Here is a 15,893-nt window from a genome sequence, read left to right on the forward strand (position 1 = left end):
GGCCGGATCCACTTCGCCTGATCCGACCTGCCCCCGAAATACCCCGTTTTTCACCATGCGTGCCATGCGTGCCAAGGTTTTTTGTTGGCACGCATGCGGTGAGCGGTGGGGATGGTCGGGCGGGCTTGGATGGCCGGTACGACGGCCTGGCGGAGGAAGGCACTCTCAGGATGAAAGTAACCGGGAAGCGGGATTTTTTTCGGGCCTGATTCCTTTGATTTCGTCCCAATTTCAGGATGTCAGTTAAATCCGGGTCAGTTCAGTCCATCTCCCATTGTTGCTTCAGACTGGAACGACCTATCTACTGGACAGCAGCCACTCGACCCTGCGCCTGCGATCAGGGTCGCCGATCTGCTGGGCGAGTGCCACGGCAGTCAGTCCCTGCTTGTCGGTCAGTTTGAGACTGGCACCGTGCTGCAGCAACATCGGCAGCGAACTCTCGCCAGCCGCCGCCGTCACGGCATGCATCAGCGCGGTTCGTCCGGCGGCATCCTCAGCATCAAGGCTGGCGCCATGTGCCAGAAGCCATTGCACCAGGCCATAGGCGCCGGCAGAAGCCGCCGACATCAACAATGTCTGCCCCTGGGCATTGCGCGCTTCAATGTCCGCGCCGCGCGCCAGCATTTCCGTCCGCAGCCTCATGTCCGGATTGCCGGATTGGCGCCCGATTGTCCCCAGCAGGATCCAGGCGCTTTCACCCTGTGCATCGGACAATGCCGGATTGGCTCCGTGCTGCAGCAACAGCTCCACCGCATCGACTTCGTGCGCAGCGCTGGCCACCATCAAGGGACTGCGGCCGGTCGCCGGTTCAAGCGCATCGATCGGACAGTCCGAGCCCAACAACACAGTCAGGGCCTTGATCTGACCGCCACGCGCCGCCTCTGCCAGCGCCAGGCGGTTCATCGAATCCGCCTGGCAGAAACTGGCGCCGGTCTGCTGCAACCGGACCAGTTCCGCGGGGTCATCCCGCTCCACAGCGGCCAACACCAGATCGGCTGGTTGAGGTGGCGCCCGTGGAATTGGGGGCAACGCGTCGGTGGACTCATCCGCGCTTGCCTGGGTGATTTCGACGTTGCAACGCATCCTCAAGCCGGAGAGGATCCGCATGGGAATGCCGCGCACCGCGCAACTGATGGAACCAGGCGCCACACGCTGTGAAGAACGCCAGACATAGGCGTAGCGCGGCGCGGATGTCCGTATCCTGTCGTGAAATTCGAAGCGGATATCCCCGTTCGGGTACAACTGCACGCTGTCGTAACCCTCCCATGAGGGATCTTCCGGCGGAGGCAAGCCGGCTTCGACATTGCCGTCCGGAGGTCGGCGGTGCTCACGCTGAAACCGCAGATAAGCCGGATTGACGGTGGCGACGGCCATGGTCGTGGCATGTTCCAGTGCGGCGGCCAGGCGATCGTCCTCAACCCTGCGCGAATGCTCCATCCAGCCCCAGGTCGCCACCACGGCAAACACGACCATGAATATCACGCGGCCCAGGCTCACCGGAAAGCCTCCTTCAATCGGATCGCCCCCGGCTCGCCGTCAACGGCCATCGGAAGCGGAAGCCCCCTGGAATGCCCGCACGGCGTCCGCATTGAAGCGGATTTCATACATGAAACGCTGCACTTTTCTCGCATCCCTGAACGAAGGACGCTGACATTTCTCGTAATCGTAACGAGCCGGATAAAAACGGTTGCGCGTTCCGGGATTATTGTCGAAACCCGTGCCGGTGCGGATCACACCGAGATTGGTGGCCTCGACCTGCGCCGGAAACTGGGGCGAATTGCCACCGGCACTGTCGGGATCAAACTCGCCGCAAACGTAGCCGATATTGATGTTCCCGCCAAACTTGGTGATGACGAAATAGGGATCGAGACTGCGTAGCCTGCTCTGCAGCGGCAGCGGCAGCGCCGAGGTATTCACCTGCTGGGCCGGGCCATTGTCGGGTGGCCGATCACCGTAGTGCACGGTACCGTCTTTATCGACCCACTTGAAAACTTCGGACGCCGTTGCCTGCACAAAACCCAGCATGCAAAGCACCCCCGCCCCTACCAGCAATATTCGGCCCATGACTTCCCCGCTGAGCTGCTGCGCCGCGATTTCCGCTCCCCAAATCAAGCGGACCCGCCTTTTCGCCAGTATGACCGCCACGTCGGAAAAACTGAACAAGACCACGCGGAAGAATGCGAACCGAAAAGTGATCCAGCGCACTGTTTGGGCGCTGAGGGACAAGGATTCCGGTACTTGATCGTATTGCCCGGCTGGAGCGGGCCCGTACGATGCCCGGCCGCGTCCGACAGTCAACGGTTGCCGGAAAAGTCAGGCGGCGCAGTCGGCCCTGTGGCATCGCTGGAATAGCGGATGCAAAAAAGCCGGGCAGAGCCCGGCTTCCTGTTCGCTGCGATCCGGCCTACAGCAGGTCGTAGCGGAATTCCTTCTTGAAGCGCGCGCGGAACTGCTCCATGGTGAAGGTATGGTTCTGCGGGCCTGGACGTTCGATCTTGATGGCTCCGATCAGGGAGGCGACGCGGCCGGTGGTTTCCCAATCCAGGCCGCGCAGCAGGCCATAGAGCAGGCCGGCGCGGTAGGCGTCGCCGCAGCCGGTGGGATCGGCCAGGGAATGGGCCGCGGCGCAGGGAATCTCGTGCACCTTGCTCTTGGCGAAGATGTGCGAGCCCTTGCCGCCGCTGGTGACGATCAGCGCATCGACGCGCTCGGCGATCTGCTTCAGGGTCCAGCCGGTGCGGCTCATGATGATCTCGGACTCGTAGTCGTTGACCGCCACGTAGCTGGCCTTGTTGATGAAGTCCTTCAGCTCGTCTCCCGTGAACATGGGCAAGCCCTGGCCCGGGTCGAAGATGAAGGGAATGCCGGCATCGGCGAACTGGGTGGCATGCAGCAGCATGCCGTCGCGGCCATCCGGCGACACGGTGCCGATCTTGACTGGGCCCTTGTCGGTCTTCTTCACGATGCTCTGGGTGTGGGCGAAGCTCATCGCGCCGGGATGGAAGGCGGTGATCTGGTTGTCGTCCAGGTCGGTGGTGATGTAGGCCTGGGCGGTGTAGGCGTCCGGCACCGTCTTCAGGAACTGCTGCTGCACGCCGTGCTGCTCCAGCCAGGCGGCATAGGGCCCGAAGTCATGGCCGATGGTGGCCATGGGCAGGGCGTCGCCGCCGAGCAGGTTGAGGTTGTAGGCGATGTTGCCGGCGGTGCCGCCGAACTCGCGGCGCAACTTCGGCACCAGGAAAGACACATTGAGGATGTGCACCTTGTCCGGCAGGATTTCGTTCTTGAACTGGCCGGAGAAGACCATGATGGTGTCGAAGGCCATCGAACCGCAGATTAAGGCTGACATCGCGTATCTCTATCCTTTATTTGTTGGTGAATCCTGGCGCCATTCCCAGGCCATCGTGGGGGTTTACGCCTAAAGCTTCAACATCGGCATGGGACTCCAGGGATGCGTCAGCAGCCGCCGCAGGCCCAGTTGCAGCAGCCGGCGGTGAAAGCCGGCGTTGGGAAAGGCCGCACGCACTTCCCGCACGTAATCGACCGGCACCCCGAAGCGCACCAGCCCCAGACTCACATCCAGCCAGTCGGCACAGCGGAACGCCTCGATGCGGGAACCGTCGCGGTACCTGGTCAGTTTGTGGTGTTCCCGCACCATCAGCAACACCTCGGCGATCCAGGCGCCCTGCCCCTGGTCCCGCAGGTAGGTCTCGGCCAGTTTGGCGGATGGCTCGATGTAGTCGAACGTACGATCGGTCCAGATGCCCAGATCGTGGAAACAGGCGGCGACCGCGGCCCGCGCCTCGCCCGCCGGGTCTTCGCCGTTGAGGACACGGAAGAAATGCAGCACCCGGTAGAGGTGGTTGCGATAGGCGGTGTAATCCGCGCCCAGTGCCTGCCGGTACTGCGGCAGGATCAACTCCACGGCCGGAATCTGCGGCGTGATTGGCGGATAGGCGGCCATCAATCGAACAGTACCAGGCCCCAGACCAGGGGCACCTGCAATAGGGACAGGTGCACCGCGGCGGAGCCCAGGTCCTTGGCCCGCCCCGACAATATATGCCGTTCGGGGCCGATGCGGTCGATGGCGACCTCGATGCCCGTATTGAGCAGCTCGGTGATCAGCACGGCCATCAACGACATCAGCAACACGGCTTTCTGCACGCCCCCACGGCCGAACCACAGGGCCAGGGGCGCCAGCAGCACAGCCAGGGCAGCCTCGATGCGGAACGCCTCTTCCTGGCGGATGGCCCAGCCGAGCCCCAGGTACGAAACCCGGGTGGCCCGTATCAACCGCGCCCAGCCCTTGATGCCGTCAGCCATCGCCTATCCCTCCGCCCTGCGGCGAATCAGGCCGCCGCTGGGTTATAGCGTATATCGAGCTGGCGCACAGCACGCACATCGTCCAGGCGCCGCACCGGCATGGTGTAGGGTGCGCCCTTGACGTAGGCGATGTCCTTCTTCGCCTCTTCCCAGATGGCGCAGAGGGCTTCGACGAAGGCGTCCAGCGTTTCCTTGTCCTCGGTCTCGGTCGGCTCGATCAGCATGCACTCGGGCACCAGCAGCGGGAAGTAGACGGTCGGCGCGTGGAAGCCGTAGTCGAGCAGGCGCTTGGCCATATCGGTGGCGGTAAGCTCGATCTCCTGCTTCTGCCGCTTCAGGGTGACGATGAACTCGTGGCTGGCACGTCGCGTCGGGAAAGCCAGGTCGAAGCCGCGCTCGCGCAGGCGCGTTTGCAGGTAGTTGGCGTTGAGCGTGGCGAATTCGGCGACACGGTGCATGCCCTCGCGGCCCAGCATGCGGGCGTAAACGTAGGCGCGCAGCAGCACGCCGGCGTTGCCCATGAAGGTGGACAGGCGGCCGATGCTCTGCGGCAGGTCCTTCTCGTCCAGCCAGCGGTACTTCCTGCCCTTCTTGCCGACCAGGGGGATCGGCATGAACGGCAGCAGGCGCTTGGACACGCCCACCGCGCCGGCGCCCGGACCACCGCCGCCGTGCGGCGTGCTGAAGGTCTTGTGCAGGTTCATGTGGATGACGTCGAAGCCCATGTCGCCCGGGCGCACCTTGCCCAGGATGGCGTTGAGGTTGGCGCCGTCGTAATACAGCAGGCCGCCGACCTTGTGCACGATCTTGGCGATCTTGGCGATCTCGCGCTCGAATACACCGAGGGTGGAAGGATTGGTCAGCATGATGCCGGCCGTCTGCGGTCCGACTGCGGCCTTGAGCGCCTCGATATCGACGTCGCCCTGGGCGTCGGTGGGGATCTCGCGCACCGTCATGCCGAGCATGGTGGCGGTGGCCGGATTGGTGCCGTGCGCAGCGTTCGGCACCAGGATCTCGGTGCGGCCCAGGTCGTTGCGCGCCCGGTGGTAGGCGCGGATCATCGCCACGCCGGCAAACTCGCCCTGCGCGCCGGCCATCGGCGTCAGCGACACACCGGCCATGCCGGTGACTTCCTTGAGGATTTCCTGCAGCTCGTACATGCAGCCGAGGAAGCCCTGGCTGTGCGATTCCGGCGCCAGCGGATGACGGCCGAGGAACTCCGGCAGCATCGCCAGCTTGTTGCAGGCGCGCGGGTTGTATTTCATGGTGCAGCTACCCAAGGGGTAGAAATGCGTGTCGATGCTGAAGTTCAGCTGCGACAGGCGCGTGTAGTGGCGCACCGCCTGCAACTCGGACACCTGCGGCAGGGCCGGCGCGGTCTTGCGGCGCAGCTTTTCCGGGAGGGCCGCTTCGATGGCGGCTGTGGGGCTCTGCGCTGTGGCACGGCGGCCGTCGCGGGAAACTTCGAAGATCAGCTTTTCAGACATGGCTCTCAATACGATTCATGAGGCGGCACTGCGGCCGCCGGCTTGGAATGACGCGCAGCTCAACCCAGTACTTTCAAGGCCGCTTCGTAGTCCGGCTCGTTGGCGATCTCGCCGACCAACTCGGAATGCAGCACCTTGTTGTCGGTATCCAGCACCACCACGGCGCGGGCGGTGAGGCCGGCCAGCGGGCCGTCCTCGAGCAGCACGCCGTAGTCCTTGGCGAAGTTGCGGCCGCGCATCAGCGACAGGGTCACGACGTTGCTGATGCCTTCCGCGCCGCAAAAGCGCTTCTGCGCGAACGGCAGGTCGGCCGAGATGCACAGCACCACGGTGTTGCTCAGCTTCGCCGCCTGCTCGTTGAACTTGCGCACCGACATGGCGCAGGTCGGCGTGTCGATCGAGGGGAAGATGTTCAGCACTTTGCGCTTGCCGGCATAGTCGTGCAGCGTCACGTCCTTGAGGTCGACATCGACCAGCCGGAATCCGGGAATCTCGCTGCCCGGCTTGGGCAACTCGCCGGAAGTCTGCATCGGGGTACCGCGCCGCGTAACGGTGGCCATCGGGTATCTCCTCTTCGTTCGTCTATTGGCTCAGCAGCTTGCGCAGCGCATCGGCGTAGCGATCCAGATCGGCCTCGCTCTTGGTCTCGGTGGCGCAGACCAGCACGGCATTGCCCAGTTCGGGGTAGTGCCTGCCCAGGTCGAAACCGCCGAGGATATCCTGCTTGGCCAGCTTTTCCAGCAGCGGCGCCACCGGGCGCGGCAGGCGGATCACCGCCTCATGGAAACGATCGCCGGCAAACACCACTTCGACGCCGGGAATGGCGCCGAGCTTCCGCACCAGCGCCTGCGTGTTGCTGACGCTATGCGCACCGACGCGGGCCAGGCCCTCGGCGCCGAGCATCGACATATGGATGGTGGCCGCGGTGACCAGCAGGCCCTGGTTGGTGCAGATATTCGAGGTGGCCTTGGAGCGGCGGATGTGCTGCTCACGCGCCTGCAAGGTCAGGGTAAAGCCGGGCTTGCCGTCGACGTCGACGGTGCGGCCGACGATGCGGCCCGGCATCTGCCGCACGAACTGCTGCTTGGCGGTAAGGAAGCCGAAGTACGGACCGCCCGAGGACAGCGGCGCGCCCAGGGGCTGGCCGTCGCCGCAGACGATGTCCGCACCTTTCGCGCCCCACTCGCCGGGCGGCTTGAGCAGTGCCAACGACAGCGGATTGACCACACCCACCACCATGGCGCCATTGGCATGCGCCCAGTCGGTCAGCGCATCGACATCCTCCAGCACGCCGAAGAAATTCGGCTGGGGAATGACCAGCGCGCTGATCTCCTGCCCTTCGTACTGCTTCAGCTGTGCGGCCGGCGTATCGCCGCGCGCCGCGTCGAACTCCAGCGGCAGCAATTCCACGCCCAGTGCCTCGGTGATGGCCCGCACCGCTTCGCGGTAATAGGGGTGCACCGCCTTGGGCATCAGCACGCGCACCGCACCGGTCTTGGGATTGGACCGCACCGCCATCAGCAGCGCCTCGGCCAGGGCGGAGGCGCCGTCGTACATGGAGGCGTTGCTCACTTCCATGCCGGTCAGCGCGGTCATCATGCTCTGGAATTCATAGAGCAGCTGCAAAGTGCCCTGACTGGCCTCGGCCTGGTACGGCGTATAGGCGGAGTAGAACTCGCCGCGCGTGGTGATATCCCACACCGCCGCCGGGATGTGGTGCTCGTAGGCGCCGGCGCCGATGAAGTTGAGCGGCTGGCCATCCAGCTTCGCGCGGCCCTGCATCAGGCGCACGATGTCCATTTCGCCGAGGCCTTCGGGCACGCCCTGCAGGCCCTTGCAGATCAGCTCCGGCGGAATCTCGTCGAACAACGCAGCGGCGGTCGGGGCACCGATCGCCGCCAGCATCTCGCGAACGTCGGACTCGGTGTGGGGAATAAACGGCATCAGCAAACCTCGGAAAGCAGTGATTAGTGGTTAGTGATTAGTGGTTAGTGAAAAACAAAGGCGGGATGGCTTTTACTGGCCACTAATCACCAACCACTGACCACTTGTTGTTTGTCAGAGCGCGGCCAGCACTTTCTCGTAGCCCGCCGCATCCAGCAGGCCGTCGATTTCCGCGGCGTTGGCCGGCTTCAGTTTCCACAGCCAGCCGGCTTCGTACGGATCGGTGTTGAGGGTTTCCGGCGCGTCGACCAGCTTGGGATTGGCGTCGACCACTTCGCCGGCGATGGGTGCGTACACATCAGAAGCGGCCTTCACCGATTCCACCACGGCGCAGGCTTCGCCCGCCGCCAGCTTGCGGCCGACCTTCGGCACTTCGACGAACACCAGGTCGCCGAGCGAGCCCTGGGCATAGTCGGTGATGCCGATCAGCACCGTGCCGTCGGGGAGCTTCTTCACCCACTCGTGGGACTTGACGTACTTCAGATCGGCGGGGACCTTGCTCATGAAACTCTCCTCAGAATGGGGATCGGGAACGGGGTTGAGGCTCGGAAATGGGATGAAACAACTCGCTACACCAGCACCTTGCCATTGCGCACGAACGGTGGCTTGACCTCGCGCGCCGGCAGCCACTGGCCGCGGATTTCCACTTCATAGGGGCCGACCGCATTGCCGGCGACGCGCGCCATGGCGATCGAGCCCTTCATGGTCGGGGCGAAGCCGCCGCTGGTGGTTTCGCCGAGGGCGCCGTTGGCGGCGCGCACCGGCATGTGGGCGCGCAGCACGCCGCGGCCTTCCAGCACCAGGCCCACGCTCTTGCGCGGCGGCGCGGCCTTCTGCGCTTCCAGCGCCTTGCGGCCGATGAAGTCGCGGTCTTCCGGGGTGAAGGCCACGGTCCAGGCCAGGCCGCATTCCAGCGGGCTGACGCTGTCGTCCATATCCTGGCCGTACAGGTTCATGCCGGCTTCCAGGCGCAGGGTGTCGCGGGCGCCGAGGCCGGCCGGCTTGACTCCGGCCGCCTGCAGGGTGGTCCAGAACTGCACCAGCTGCACCTGCGGCAGGATCAGCTCATAGCCATCCTCTCCGGTATAGCCGGTGCGGCCGACGAACAGCTCGCCTTCCCAGGCCGCGCTGAACGGCGTCAGGGCCCTGGTCTTTTCAGCCAGCGCCGGCGGCAGCAAGGCCTCGACATGAGCACGCGCCTGGGGCCCCTGCACCGCCAGGATGCCGAGGTCGGGGCGATGGCGAATCTCCACGCCGTAGGCCGGTGCCTGCTGGCGCAGCCAGGCCAGATCCTTGTCGGTGGTGCCGGCGTTGACCACCAGGCGGAACAGATCCTCGGCGACGAAATAGACGATCAGGTCGTCGATGACGCCGCCATCGGGGTTCAGCATGCAGGAATAGAGGGCCTTGCCCGGCGCCTTCAGCTTGGCGACATCGTTGGCCAGCAGGTGCCGCAGGAATTCGCGGGCGCGAGCGCCATGCAGGTCCACCGCCGCCATATGCGCCACGTCGAACATGCCGGCGCCGGCGCGCACCGCGTGGTGCTCGTCCAGCTGGGAGGCGTACTGGATGGGCATGTCCCAGCCGGCGAAATCGACCAGCTTGGCGCCGAGGGCCTGGTGGTGGGCATGTAATGCGGTTTTCTTCAGCATGCGGTTCGAAAGGCCCTGTCGAGAAAATATGCGCCGATGTGCGTCGAACCGCCCCTCTGTCTTGCTTACCTGAGAGTTGAGAGCGCCGACAACCGCTCTTGCCCCATCGGTGGATGGCGTCGAAGCGCCACCTCTCTCCAGAGTTTACTGTTGCTCTGCCGTCCTTTTGCCTGAGCGATTCCGGGCGGATTTGCGCCTTCGGCGCTGATCGTTCGCACGATCAGTCTCTCCGGCAGAGCTGCTGCAGGCACTATAACGGCTGCAACCGGTGCTTCCAAGCGAAATATTGGTTGTCCGGGCCGCCCGGGGCATTTTTCGGGCGCGGCCGCGGATTCCGGTCCGCCTCCAGGACCAGCCGGCGCGCACGGCCTGAACTGTGTCCTGGTTCACATCGGCGCGGCATTCCGCGGTCGCGGAGCAACCAAAATGTCGACTGCGTCGCAGACGCGGATTCATCTTTGGTTTCCGGGGGTTTCGCGGCTGAAAATTAACCGTGAAATACCCCTCAGATGGGTGTTGGATGCCCCCGAATGCCCCGTTATAGTCGCAACTTGTCGCTTGGATGCGAAGTTGAGTACGCAGCGCTGCATAAGCGGCTGACCAGGGATCATTTGCGTTCGGGGGTTGCATGTACGCAGGGAAAAGGGGACGTGGACTTCTGGCCTTTGCGGGCGCCGGCATTCTGCCGGTCTGTGCACAGGCCGCACCGGCGACGCCACCACCTCCGCCGGGAGTGACCACCCCCGGCACCATCGGCGACACCCTCAAACAGCCTCCGGCGCTACAACCACCGCTTGCCGTCCCCGGCATCGTCACGCCGCCTCCCGCGGCGCCGGCCGGTGCATCCCAGGGCGCCACCATCGTGGTCTCCGCGTTCAGCTTTTCCGGCAACACCCTGTTCAGCGAGGATGTACTGTTCCCGCTGGTGGAGGAATACACCGGCAAGCCCATCACCCTGGCCCAGCTCTACGAGGCCGCCGATCGGGTCGCCGATTTCTACATGCGCAAGGGCTACGCCCTGGCCAGCGTCAACGTCCCCGCCCAGAAGATCAAGGATGGCGTGGTCCATCTGGAGGTGATCGAGGGCCGCATCGGCAAGATCGCCTTCGAAGGCAATCACCACTATCACAACGACATCCTCGGCGGCTTCGTCAGCCGCACCCATCCCAAGGACGTCTACCAGGCGCCGCCGCTGGAGCATGACCTGCAGATGTTGAATGCCCTGCCCGGCCTGGCCGCCCGCGCGGTGATCCAGCCGGGCGCCGACTACGGCACCAGCGATGTCACGGTGAAAGTGCAGGAAGACCCGATCGACGGCTACGTGGTGGTCGACAACTACGGCCGCAAGGATTCCGGCGAGTATCGCGTCTCCGCCTCGGTGACCTTGAACAACCCGTTCGGCGTGGCTGACCAGTTGCAGGTGCTGGGCACCCACTCCACCAACAACGGCCTGAACTACGGTTACGTCGATTACAGCGTCCCGCTCAATTTCAGCGGCCTGCGCTTCGACATCAATTACGGCCATGCCTATTTCAAGACCGAGCCTCTCGCCGGCAGCGAGGTCAACGGCAAGAACAACAACCTCCAGTTGAGCCTGATCCAGCCCTGGCTGCGGACCTCGACGGACACTTTCGTCACCAGCCTGGGCTTCCTGCACACGGACGGCAATGCCGATTTCCTGGGCAGCCTGTCGCTGAGTGAAACCAATATCAACCTGCTCAACCTGGGCCTGAACTACGCCCATATCTGGCAAAACTCGGCGGTCACCCAATATATCGCCAGCATCCACACCAATTTCAGCGAAAATACCGCCGCGGACGCCAACAAATTCCCGGCGGACCTGAATCACGAGCGGGTGCGGGTCGAGATCGACGTGCAGCACTTGCAGCCGCTGCCGGCCCGTTTCCAGCTGTTGGGCCAGGTGGATGCGGTGTATTCGCCGGACCCGCTGGCCGATACGGAGCAGTTTTCCATCGGCGGCCCCACCTCGGTGCGCGGCTTTCCCTCGTCGGAAGCCCGCGGCGACCGGGGCTTCTTCGCCCAGCTGACCCTGCGCCGTCCGTTCGTCTGGGGGCCGGTGAGCCTGGTGCCGCGCGTTTTCGGGGATACCGGCCTGGTCAGGGCCAAGCACTTCGCCCCGGCGCCCAGCGACAGCAACAGCCTGACCAGCGCCGGCCTGGGCGCGGACCTGATCTACCGCACCTTCGACCTGAAGGTCGACTGGACCCATCCCCTGGACAGCACCCCGGTGAGCGATGGCCGCGACGATGGTCGCGTCTACGCCTCCCTGTCGGCCGGCTTCTGAGGCATACGTCATGACCCAATACGCTCCGCGTCTCGTCCGCCTGCCGATTCCGGCCGCGATTGCCCGCAGTTTCGCCGTGGCATCCCTGCTGCTGCCGGGGCTGGCCCTGGCCGGGCCAACCGGCGGCGTGGTGGTGGGAGGCCAGGCCACCATCGGCAACCCCTCGCCCACCAGCACGGTGATTCACCAGGGTTCGAACTCGGCCATCATCAACTGGCAGCAGTTCAACATCGGCGGCAACGAGTACGTGCAGTTCATCCAGCCGTCCTCCAGCAGCGTGGTGCTGAACCGGGTGATCGGCGGCTCGCCGTCGGAGATTTTCGGCAGTCTCAGCGCCAACGGGCGGGTGTTCCTGATCAACCCGAACGGTGTGCTGTTTGCGCCGGGGGCCCAGCTCGACGTCGGCGGCCTGGTCGCCTCGACGATGAATATCAAGGATGCGGACTTTCTCTCCGGCCACTACGTTTTTGCCGGCGGCAGTACGCCCGGTTCGAGTGTGGTCAACGGCGGCACGATCAAGACCGGCGATGGCGGTTTCGTCGTGCTGGCCGGCGATTACGTCAAGAACACCGGGATCATCCAGGCGAAGCTGGGCCAGGTGGTGCTGGCCAGCGGCTCGGCGACGACGCTGGAGCTGGGCAACAGCGGGCTGGTAAGTTTCGCGGTGGACAAGGCCACGCTGGCGCAGAAGGCCGGCGTCGACAACGCCGGACAGATCATCGCCGACGGCGGCCGGGTGGTGATGACGGCGAAGACGGCGCACGACCTGGTGGGCAGCGCCGTCAACAACTCCGGCCTGGTCCGCGCGCAAGGCATCGCCAGCCACAATGGCGAGATCGAGCTGACCGCTTCGGGCGGCGATATCGCCGACAGTGGGACGCTGGATGCCAGCAGCGCCACCGGGTCCGGCGGGACGGTGGCCATTGCGGGCGATCGGAATATCGCGATCGAGCCCACGGCGCAGATCCTGGCTTCGGGCAGCACTGGCGGCAAGATCCGGGTCGTGGCGGATGGCACGCTCACCACCGCGGCGGGCTCGTCCATCGAAGCTCATGGCAGCTCCGGCAAGGGCGGCGCAGCGGAGCTTTCCGGCCACGGCAAGCTGGTGGTGCGCGGCAACGTCAACCTGGGCAGCGGCGGCACCTTGCTGATCGATCCGACCGACCTGACGATTGCGGACGGCACCGGCGCCAGCAGCAGCGCCACGGTATTCGAGAAATTTGTCGAGAACCAGCTGAAAAACGGCACCGACATGCAGCTCGTCGCCACCAACAGCATCACGCTGGCGAACCTGAGCGACGGCACGCTCGACGGCGTGAACCCGGTTGGCTATGGCGGCTCGCTGCTGCTGGGGATCGGCACCATTGATCCCAACAACGGCTATGTCGAAGGCAACAGCGGCAGCATCCTGTTTGCCAACACCGCCAATACCATCAGCGTCTACGGCGGCCTGCGCATCGACGCCGGCAGCGGCGGCGGCACCGTAAAAGTGGGGAACCTGATCGCCGGCAACATCCAGGTGCAGGGCCTGGGCGGGATCACTGCAGGCACCATCACCGCCGAGCGCGGCGGCATCAACCTCACTTCAGGTGTCGGCAACCTCAGCTTCGGCGCCCTGAGCACCAAGAGCGGCGACGTCGTCGTCAGCAGCAGTGCCGGCACCATCACGGGCGGGGACATCACCACGATCTCCGGCTCGATCAGTGTCGAGGCCGATGCCGGCGGCATCAAGCTGGGCAATCTCTCGAGCACCTATATCGGCAGCTATGGCGGCGACGCCAGCATCACCGTGCGCTCCTCGGCCGGCATCGAAGTGGGCAGTGTCACCACCGATGCCGAAGCAACAGGGACTTTCCAGAGCAGTTCCAACGGCAACGTGATCCTGTTCGCCAATGACTTCAGCCAGCCCGGGGGCGATCTGCTGATCAACGGCCCCATCAGCACGACCGCCAAAGGCGCCAACGGCTTCAACACCGCGACGATTTCCCTGAGCAATAGCGCCGGCTCGATCACTGCCCTGGGCGCTCTGACCACCCATGACCCCGGACCCGGCGGAAACAACGACATCGACATCACCGCCTATGGCGGCAACGTCATCACCGGAGCGCTGACCGCCACCAACAGCTCGATCAATGTCAGCGCGCAAGCGACCAACAACCAGTTGCTCCCGGCGAGTAACGGAGACATCACGCTCGGCACGCTCTCCGGCGGCGGCGCCCCTGGCAACGCACTGACTTCCGTCACCGTGGATGCCTACGGCGGCTTGACCGTGGCAAGCGACATCGCCGCCTCTTCCATCAACCTCTTTGCCGGGCATGGCGATCTCAAAGCCGGAAACATCAATGTTTCCTCAGGCGCATTTTCAGTCACCGATTACGGCGGCAATCTGACACTGGGCGACGTTTCGGCTACAGACTACATCAGCCTCAACGACGTCGGCGGCGATATCAAAGCCGGCAACCTGACGGCGCTGAACGGTTCGATCTCGGCTTCCACCAGCAGCGGCAGCGGAAACATCACGCTGGGCGCCCTGTCCGGCGGCAGCGGCAACGAACTGTCCTTCGTCGACGTCAGTGCCTACGGCGGCGTGACCATCGGCGGCAGCGACATCGTGGCGCGCGGCATCAGCCTGGGTGCCGGCAACGGCAACCTCAGTGCCGGAAATATCACCGCTACCCGGGGGGGGATCATCCTCAACGATTCCGGCGGCAGCATTGCCGTCGGCAAGCTCTCCGCCAGCGCCAGTTCCAGCGACGGCAGTGTCTCGGCTGTCATCACCGCCTATGCGGCGGGGGGCATCAGCACCGGCAGCATCACCACCAGCGCGTTCGCCAGCGGCAGTTTCTTGGACGCTTATATCCAGCTCGAGGCCAACAGCAGCCGTTTCTCCACCCAGCTCGGCGGCGAACTGCTTGTGGCCGGGACGATCAGCACCAGCGCCAGCAACAGCGGCGGCAACGCCGACAGCGGAATCTCCACCGACGCCGGCGTGACGCTGTACAACGGCAAGGGCGGGATCACCACCGGCGATATCGACACCCATGCCAGCGCTTTCGTCGGCGGTCTGCGCGGCAACATTGACCTGAAAGCCTTCAGCGGCAATGTCGGCGCCGGCACGCTCACCGTCATCGACGGCGGCGCCATCAGCGTATCGACCAATACCAGCGGCGACATCAGCGTCGGCCAGTTGTCCGCGCCTGGCGGCGGCCTGAGCTTCGTCACGCTCAGTTCCGCCGGAGGCCTGACCACCAACGGCACCGGCATCATCGCCAATCAGATCAGTCTTTCCGCGGCCAACGGCGATCTCACTACCGGCGATCTCACCAACCGGGTTTTCGGACTCAGCATCAGCGATTATGGCGGCACCATGACGCTGGGCACGGTGCATTCCGAAGACGGCGGACTGGCCCTGTACGACAGCAACGGCGGCATCAATACCGGCAACCTGTTCTCGGCCGATAACATCTTCATCACCACTGTCGGCACCGGCGGCAACGTCAAGACCGGCACGGTGAACGCCAATAGCGGCACCCTCGGCACCCTGGACATCGAGTCTTCCGGCGGCATCGACATCGGCGGCCCCGGCCATGCCGCCACCACCGCGGGCGTCATGACCCTGAATGCGGGCAACGGCGACGTCACTACCGGCGATCTCACCGGCACTTTCAGCAGCGTTACGGTCAGCAGCGTCAACGGCAACATCGTACTGGGCAAGGTGACCGCCGACGGTCCGATCAGCATCACCAGCGTCGGCACCAGCAACAACATCAACGATACCGTCGTCACCAACGGCAATATCAGCACCGGCGACCTGACCGACACCTCCGGCAACGGCATCACCGTCACCAGCAGCGGCTTCGGCAACATCAGCGTAGGCGCGCTGAGCGGCAGTTCCGACGGCAGCTTGGGCGTGGTGAAACTTGCCGCAGCCGGCGCGCTTAAAACCACCGGCCCGGCGATCACCGCCGGCAGCATCACGCTGTCCGCCGGCAATGGCGATCTCACTGCCGGCGACCTAACCTCGACCAACTCCGGCAGCTCGATCAACATCACCGACACCAACGGCAAAATCACCGTGGGCACGGTCACCGCCCTCGGCGACATCGTGATTCACGACGGCGGCGGCGGCATCCAGACCCAGGACCTGAGGGCGAACAAGGGAGCGGCTTCGATACTCGTCAC

The 15,893-nt window shown here is 64.6% G+C and carries 12 protein-coding genes and 2 riboswitches; of the genes, 2 read left to right on the top strand and 10 right to left on the bottom strand.

The annotated features are described in order from the left end of the window. Positions 1–297 precede the first annotated feature (297 nt). From BP26_RS0122980 to gcvT, 10 genes are all read right to left on the bottom strand, one after another. Positions 298–1,497: an ankyrin repeat domain-containing protein gene (locus BP26_RS0122980; protein ID WP_029922893.1), complete on the bottom strand. Its 1,200-nt coding sequence runs from the start codon at positions 1,495–1,497 to the stop codon at positions 298–300. A 39-nt stretch (positions 1,498–1,536) separates the two neighbouring features. Continuing rightward, a complete protein-coding gene (locus tag BP26_RS0122985) occupies positions 1,537–2,226 on the bottom strand; it encodes a DUF4124 domain-containing protein (RefSeq protein ID WP_084183357.1) in 690 nt (229 codons plus the stop codon). Between the two features lie 178 nt (positions 2,227–2,404). Then, a complete protein-coding gene (locus BP26_RS0122995) occupies positions 2,405–3,349 on the bottom strand; it encodes a carbohydrate kinase family protein (protein ID WP_029922896.1) in 945 nt (314 codons plus the stop codon). A 69-nt stretch (positions 3,350–3,418) separates the two neighbouring features. Beyond that, entirely contained in the window at positions 3,419–3,964 is a 546-nt protein-coding gene (locus tag BP26_RS0123000) for an HD domain-containing protein (RefSeq protein WP_029922897.1), read from the bottom strand. Continuing rightward, positions 3,964–4,323, bottom strand: coding sequence for a diacylglycerol kinase (locus BP26_RS0123005; protein ID WP_029922898.1), 360 nt, complete (start codon positions 4,321–4,323; stop codon positions 3,964–3,966). Before BP26_RS0123005 ends, BP26_RS0123000 begins: the two co-directional genes overlap by 1 nt. 26 nt (positions 4,324–4,349) lie before the next feature. Beyond that, on the bottom strand, positions 4,350–5,810 hold the full coding sequence (gene gcvPB / locus BP26_RS0123010; protein ID WP_029922899.1) for an aminomethyl-transferring glycine dehydrogenase subunit GcvPB: 1,461 nt from the start codon (positions 5,808–5,810) through the stop codon (positions 4,350–4,352). A 59-nt stretch (positions 5,811–5,869) separates the two neighbouring features. Continuing rightward, a complete protein-coding gene (gene tpx / locus BP26_RS0123015) occupies positions 5,870–6,370 on the bottom strand; it encodes a thiol peroxidase (protein WP_029922900.1) in 501 nt (166 codons plus the stop codon). A gap of 22 nt (positions 6,371–6,392) precedes the next feature. Further along, the gene (gene gcvPA / locus BP26_RS0123020) at positions 6,393–7,754 is read right to left on the bottom strand and encodes an aminomethyl-transferring glycine dehydrogenase subunit GcvPA (RefSeq protein ID WP_029922901.1); all 1,362 of its coding nucleotides are present in this window, start codon (positions 7,752–7,754) and stop codon (positions 6,393–6,395) included. Positions 7,755–7,868: 114 nt separating this feature from the next. Continuing rightward, a complete protein-coding gene (gene gcvH / locus BP26_RS0123025; RefSeq protein WP_029922902.1) occupies positions 7,869–8,258 on the bottom strand; it encodes a glycine cleavage system protein GcvH in 390 nt (129 codons plus the stop codon). A 65-nt stretch (positions 8,259–8,323) separates the two neighbouring features. After that, complete coding sequence (gene gcvT / locus BP26_RS0123030) at positions 8,324–9,406, bottom strand: glycine cleavage system aminomethyltransferase GcvT (RefSeq protein WP_029922903.1); 1,083 nt, start codon at positions 9,404–9,406, stop codon at positions 8,324–8,326. Positions 9,407–9,455: 49 nt separating this feature from the next. Then, positions 9,456–9,554: riboswitch (glycine riboswitch) on the bottom strand. Further along, positions 9,555–9,649, bottom strand: a riboswitch (glycine riboswitch). A gap of 490 nt (positions 9,650–10,139) precedes the next feature. Between gcvT and BP26_RS0123035 the strand changes: the two genes are divergently transcribed. Together BP26_RS0123035 and BP26_RS27030 are read left to right on the top strand one after the other, a co-directional pair. After that, positions 10,140–11,711, top strand: a complete 1,572-nt coding sequence (locus tag BP26_RS0123035; protein ID WP_029922904.1) for a ShlB/FhaC/HecB family hemolysin secretion/activation protein — start codon at positions 10,140–10,142, stop codon at positions 11,709–11,711. A gap of 10 nt (positions 11,712–11,721) precedes the next feature. Next, positions 11,722–15,893, top strand: a 4,172-nt coding sequence (locus tag BP26_RS27030) for a beta strand repeat-containing protein (protein WP_036517772.1), incomplete at its 3' end; no start/stop codon positions are given.

The organism is Nevskia soli DSM 19509, from assembly GCF_000711955.1.
GTDB classification, from domain to species: Bacteria; Pseudomonadota; Gammaproteobacteria; order Nevskiales; family Nevskiaceae; genus Nevskia; species Nevskia soli.

Excerpts from the sequence above, each read along its gene's own strand:
- gcvH (WP_029922902.1), bottom strand. The coding sequence starts at position 8,258 with ATGAGCAAGGTCCCCGCCGATCTGAAGTACGTCAAGTCCCACGAGTGG.
- gcvT (WP_029922903.1), bottom strand. The coding sequence starts at position 9,406 with ATGCTGAAGAAAACCGCATTACATGCCCACCACCAGGCCCTCGGCGCC.
- tpx (WP_029922900.1), bottom strand. The coding sequence starts at position 6,370 with ATGGCCACCGTTACGCGGCGCGGTACCCCGATGCAGACTTCCGGCGAG.
- gcvPB (WP_029922899.1), bottom strand. The coding sequence starts at position 5,810 with ATGTCTGAAAAGCTGATCTTCGAAGTTTCCCGCGACGGCCGCCGTGCC.
- gcvPA (WP_029922901.1), bottom strand. The coding sequence starts at position 7,754 with ATGCCGTTTATTCCCCACACCGAGTCCGACGTTCGCGAGATGCTGGCG.
- BP26_RS0123000 (WP_029922897.1), bottom strand. The coding sequence starts at position 3,964 with ATGGCCGCCTATCCGCCAATCACGCCGCAGATTCCGGCCGTGGAGTTG.
- BP26_RS0123005 (WP_029922898.1), bottom strand. The coding sequence starts at position 4,323 with ATGGCTGACGGCATCAAGGGCTGGGCGCGGTTGATACGGGCCACCCGG.
- BP26_RS0122995 (WP_029922896.1), bottom strand. The coding sequence starts at position 3,349 with ATGTCAGCCTTAATCTGCGGTTCGATGGCCTTCGACACCATCATGGTC.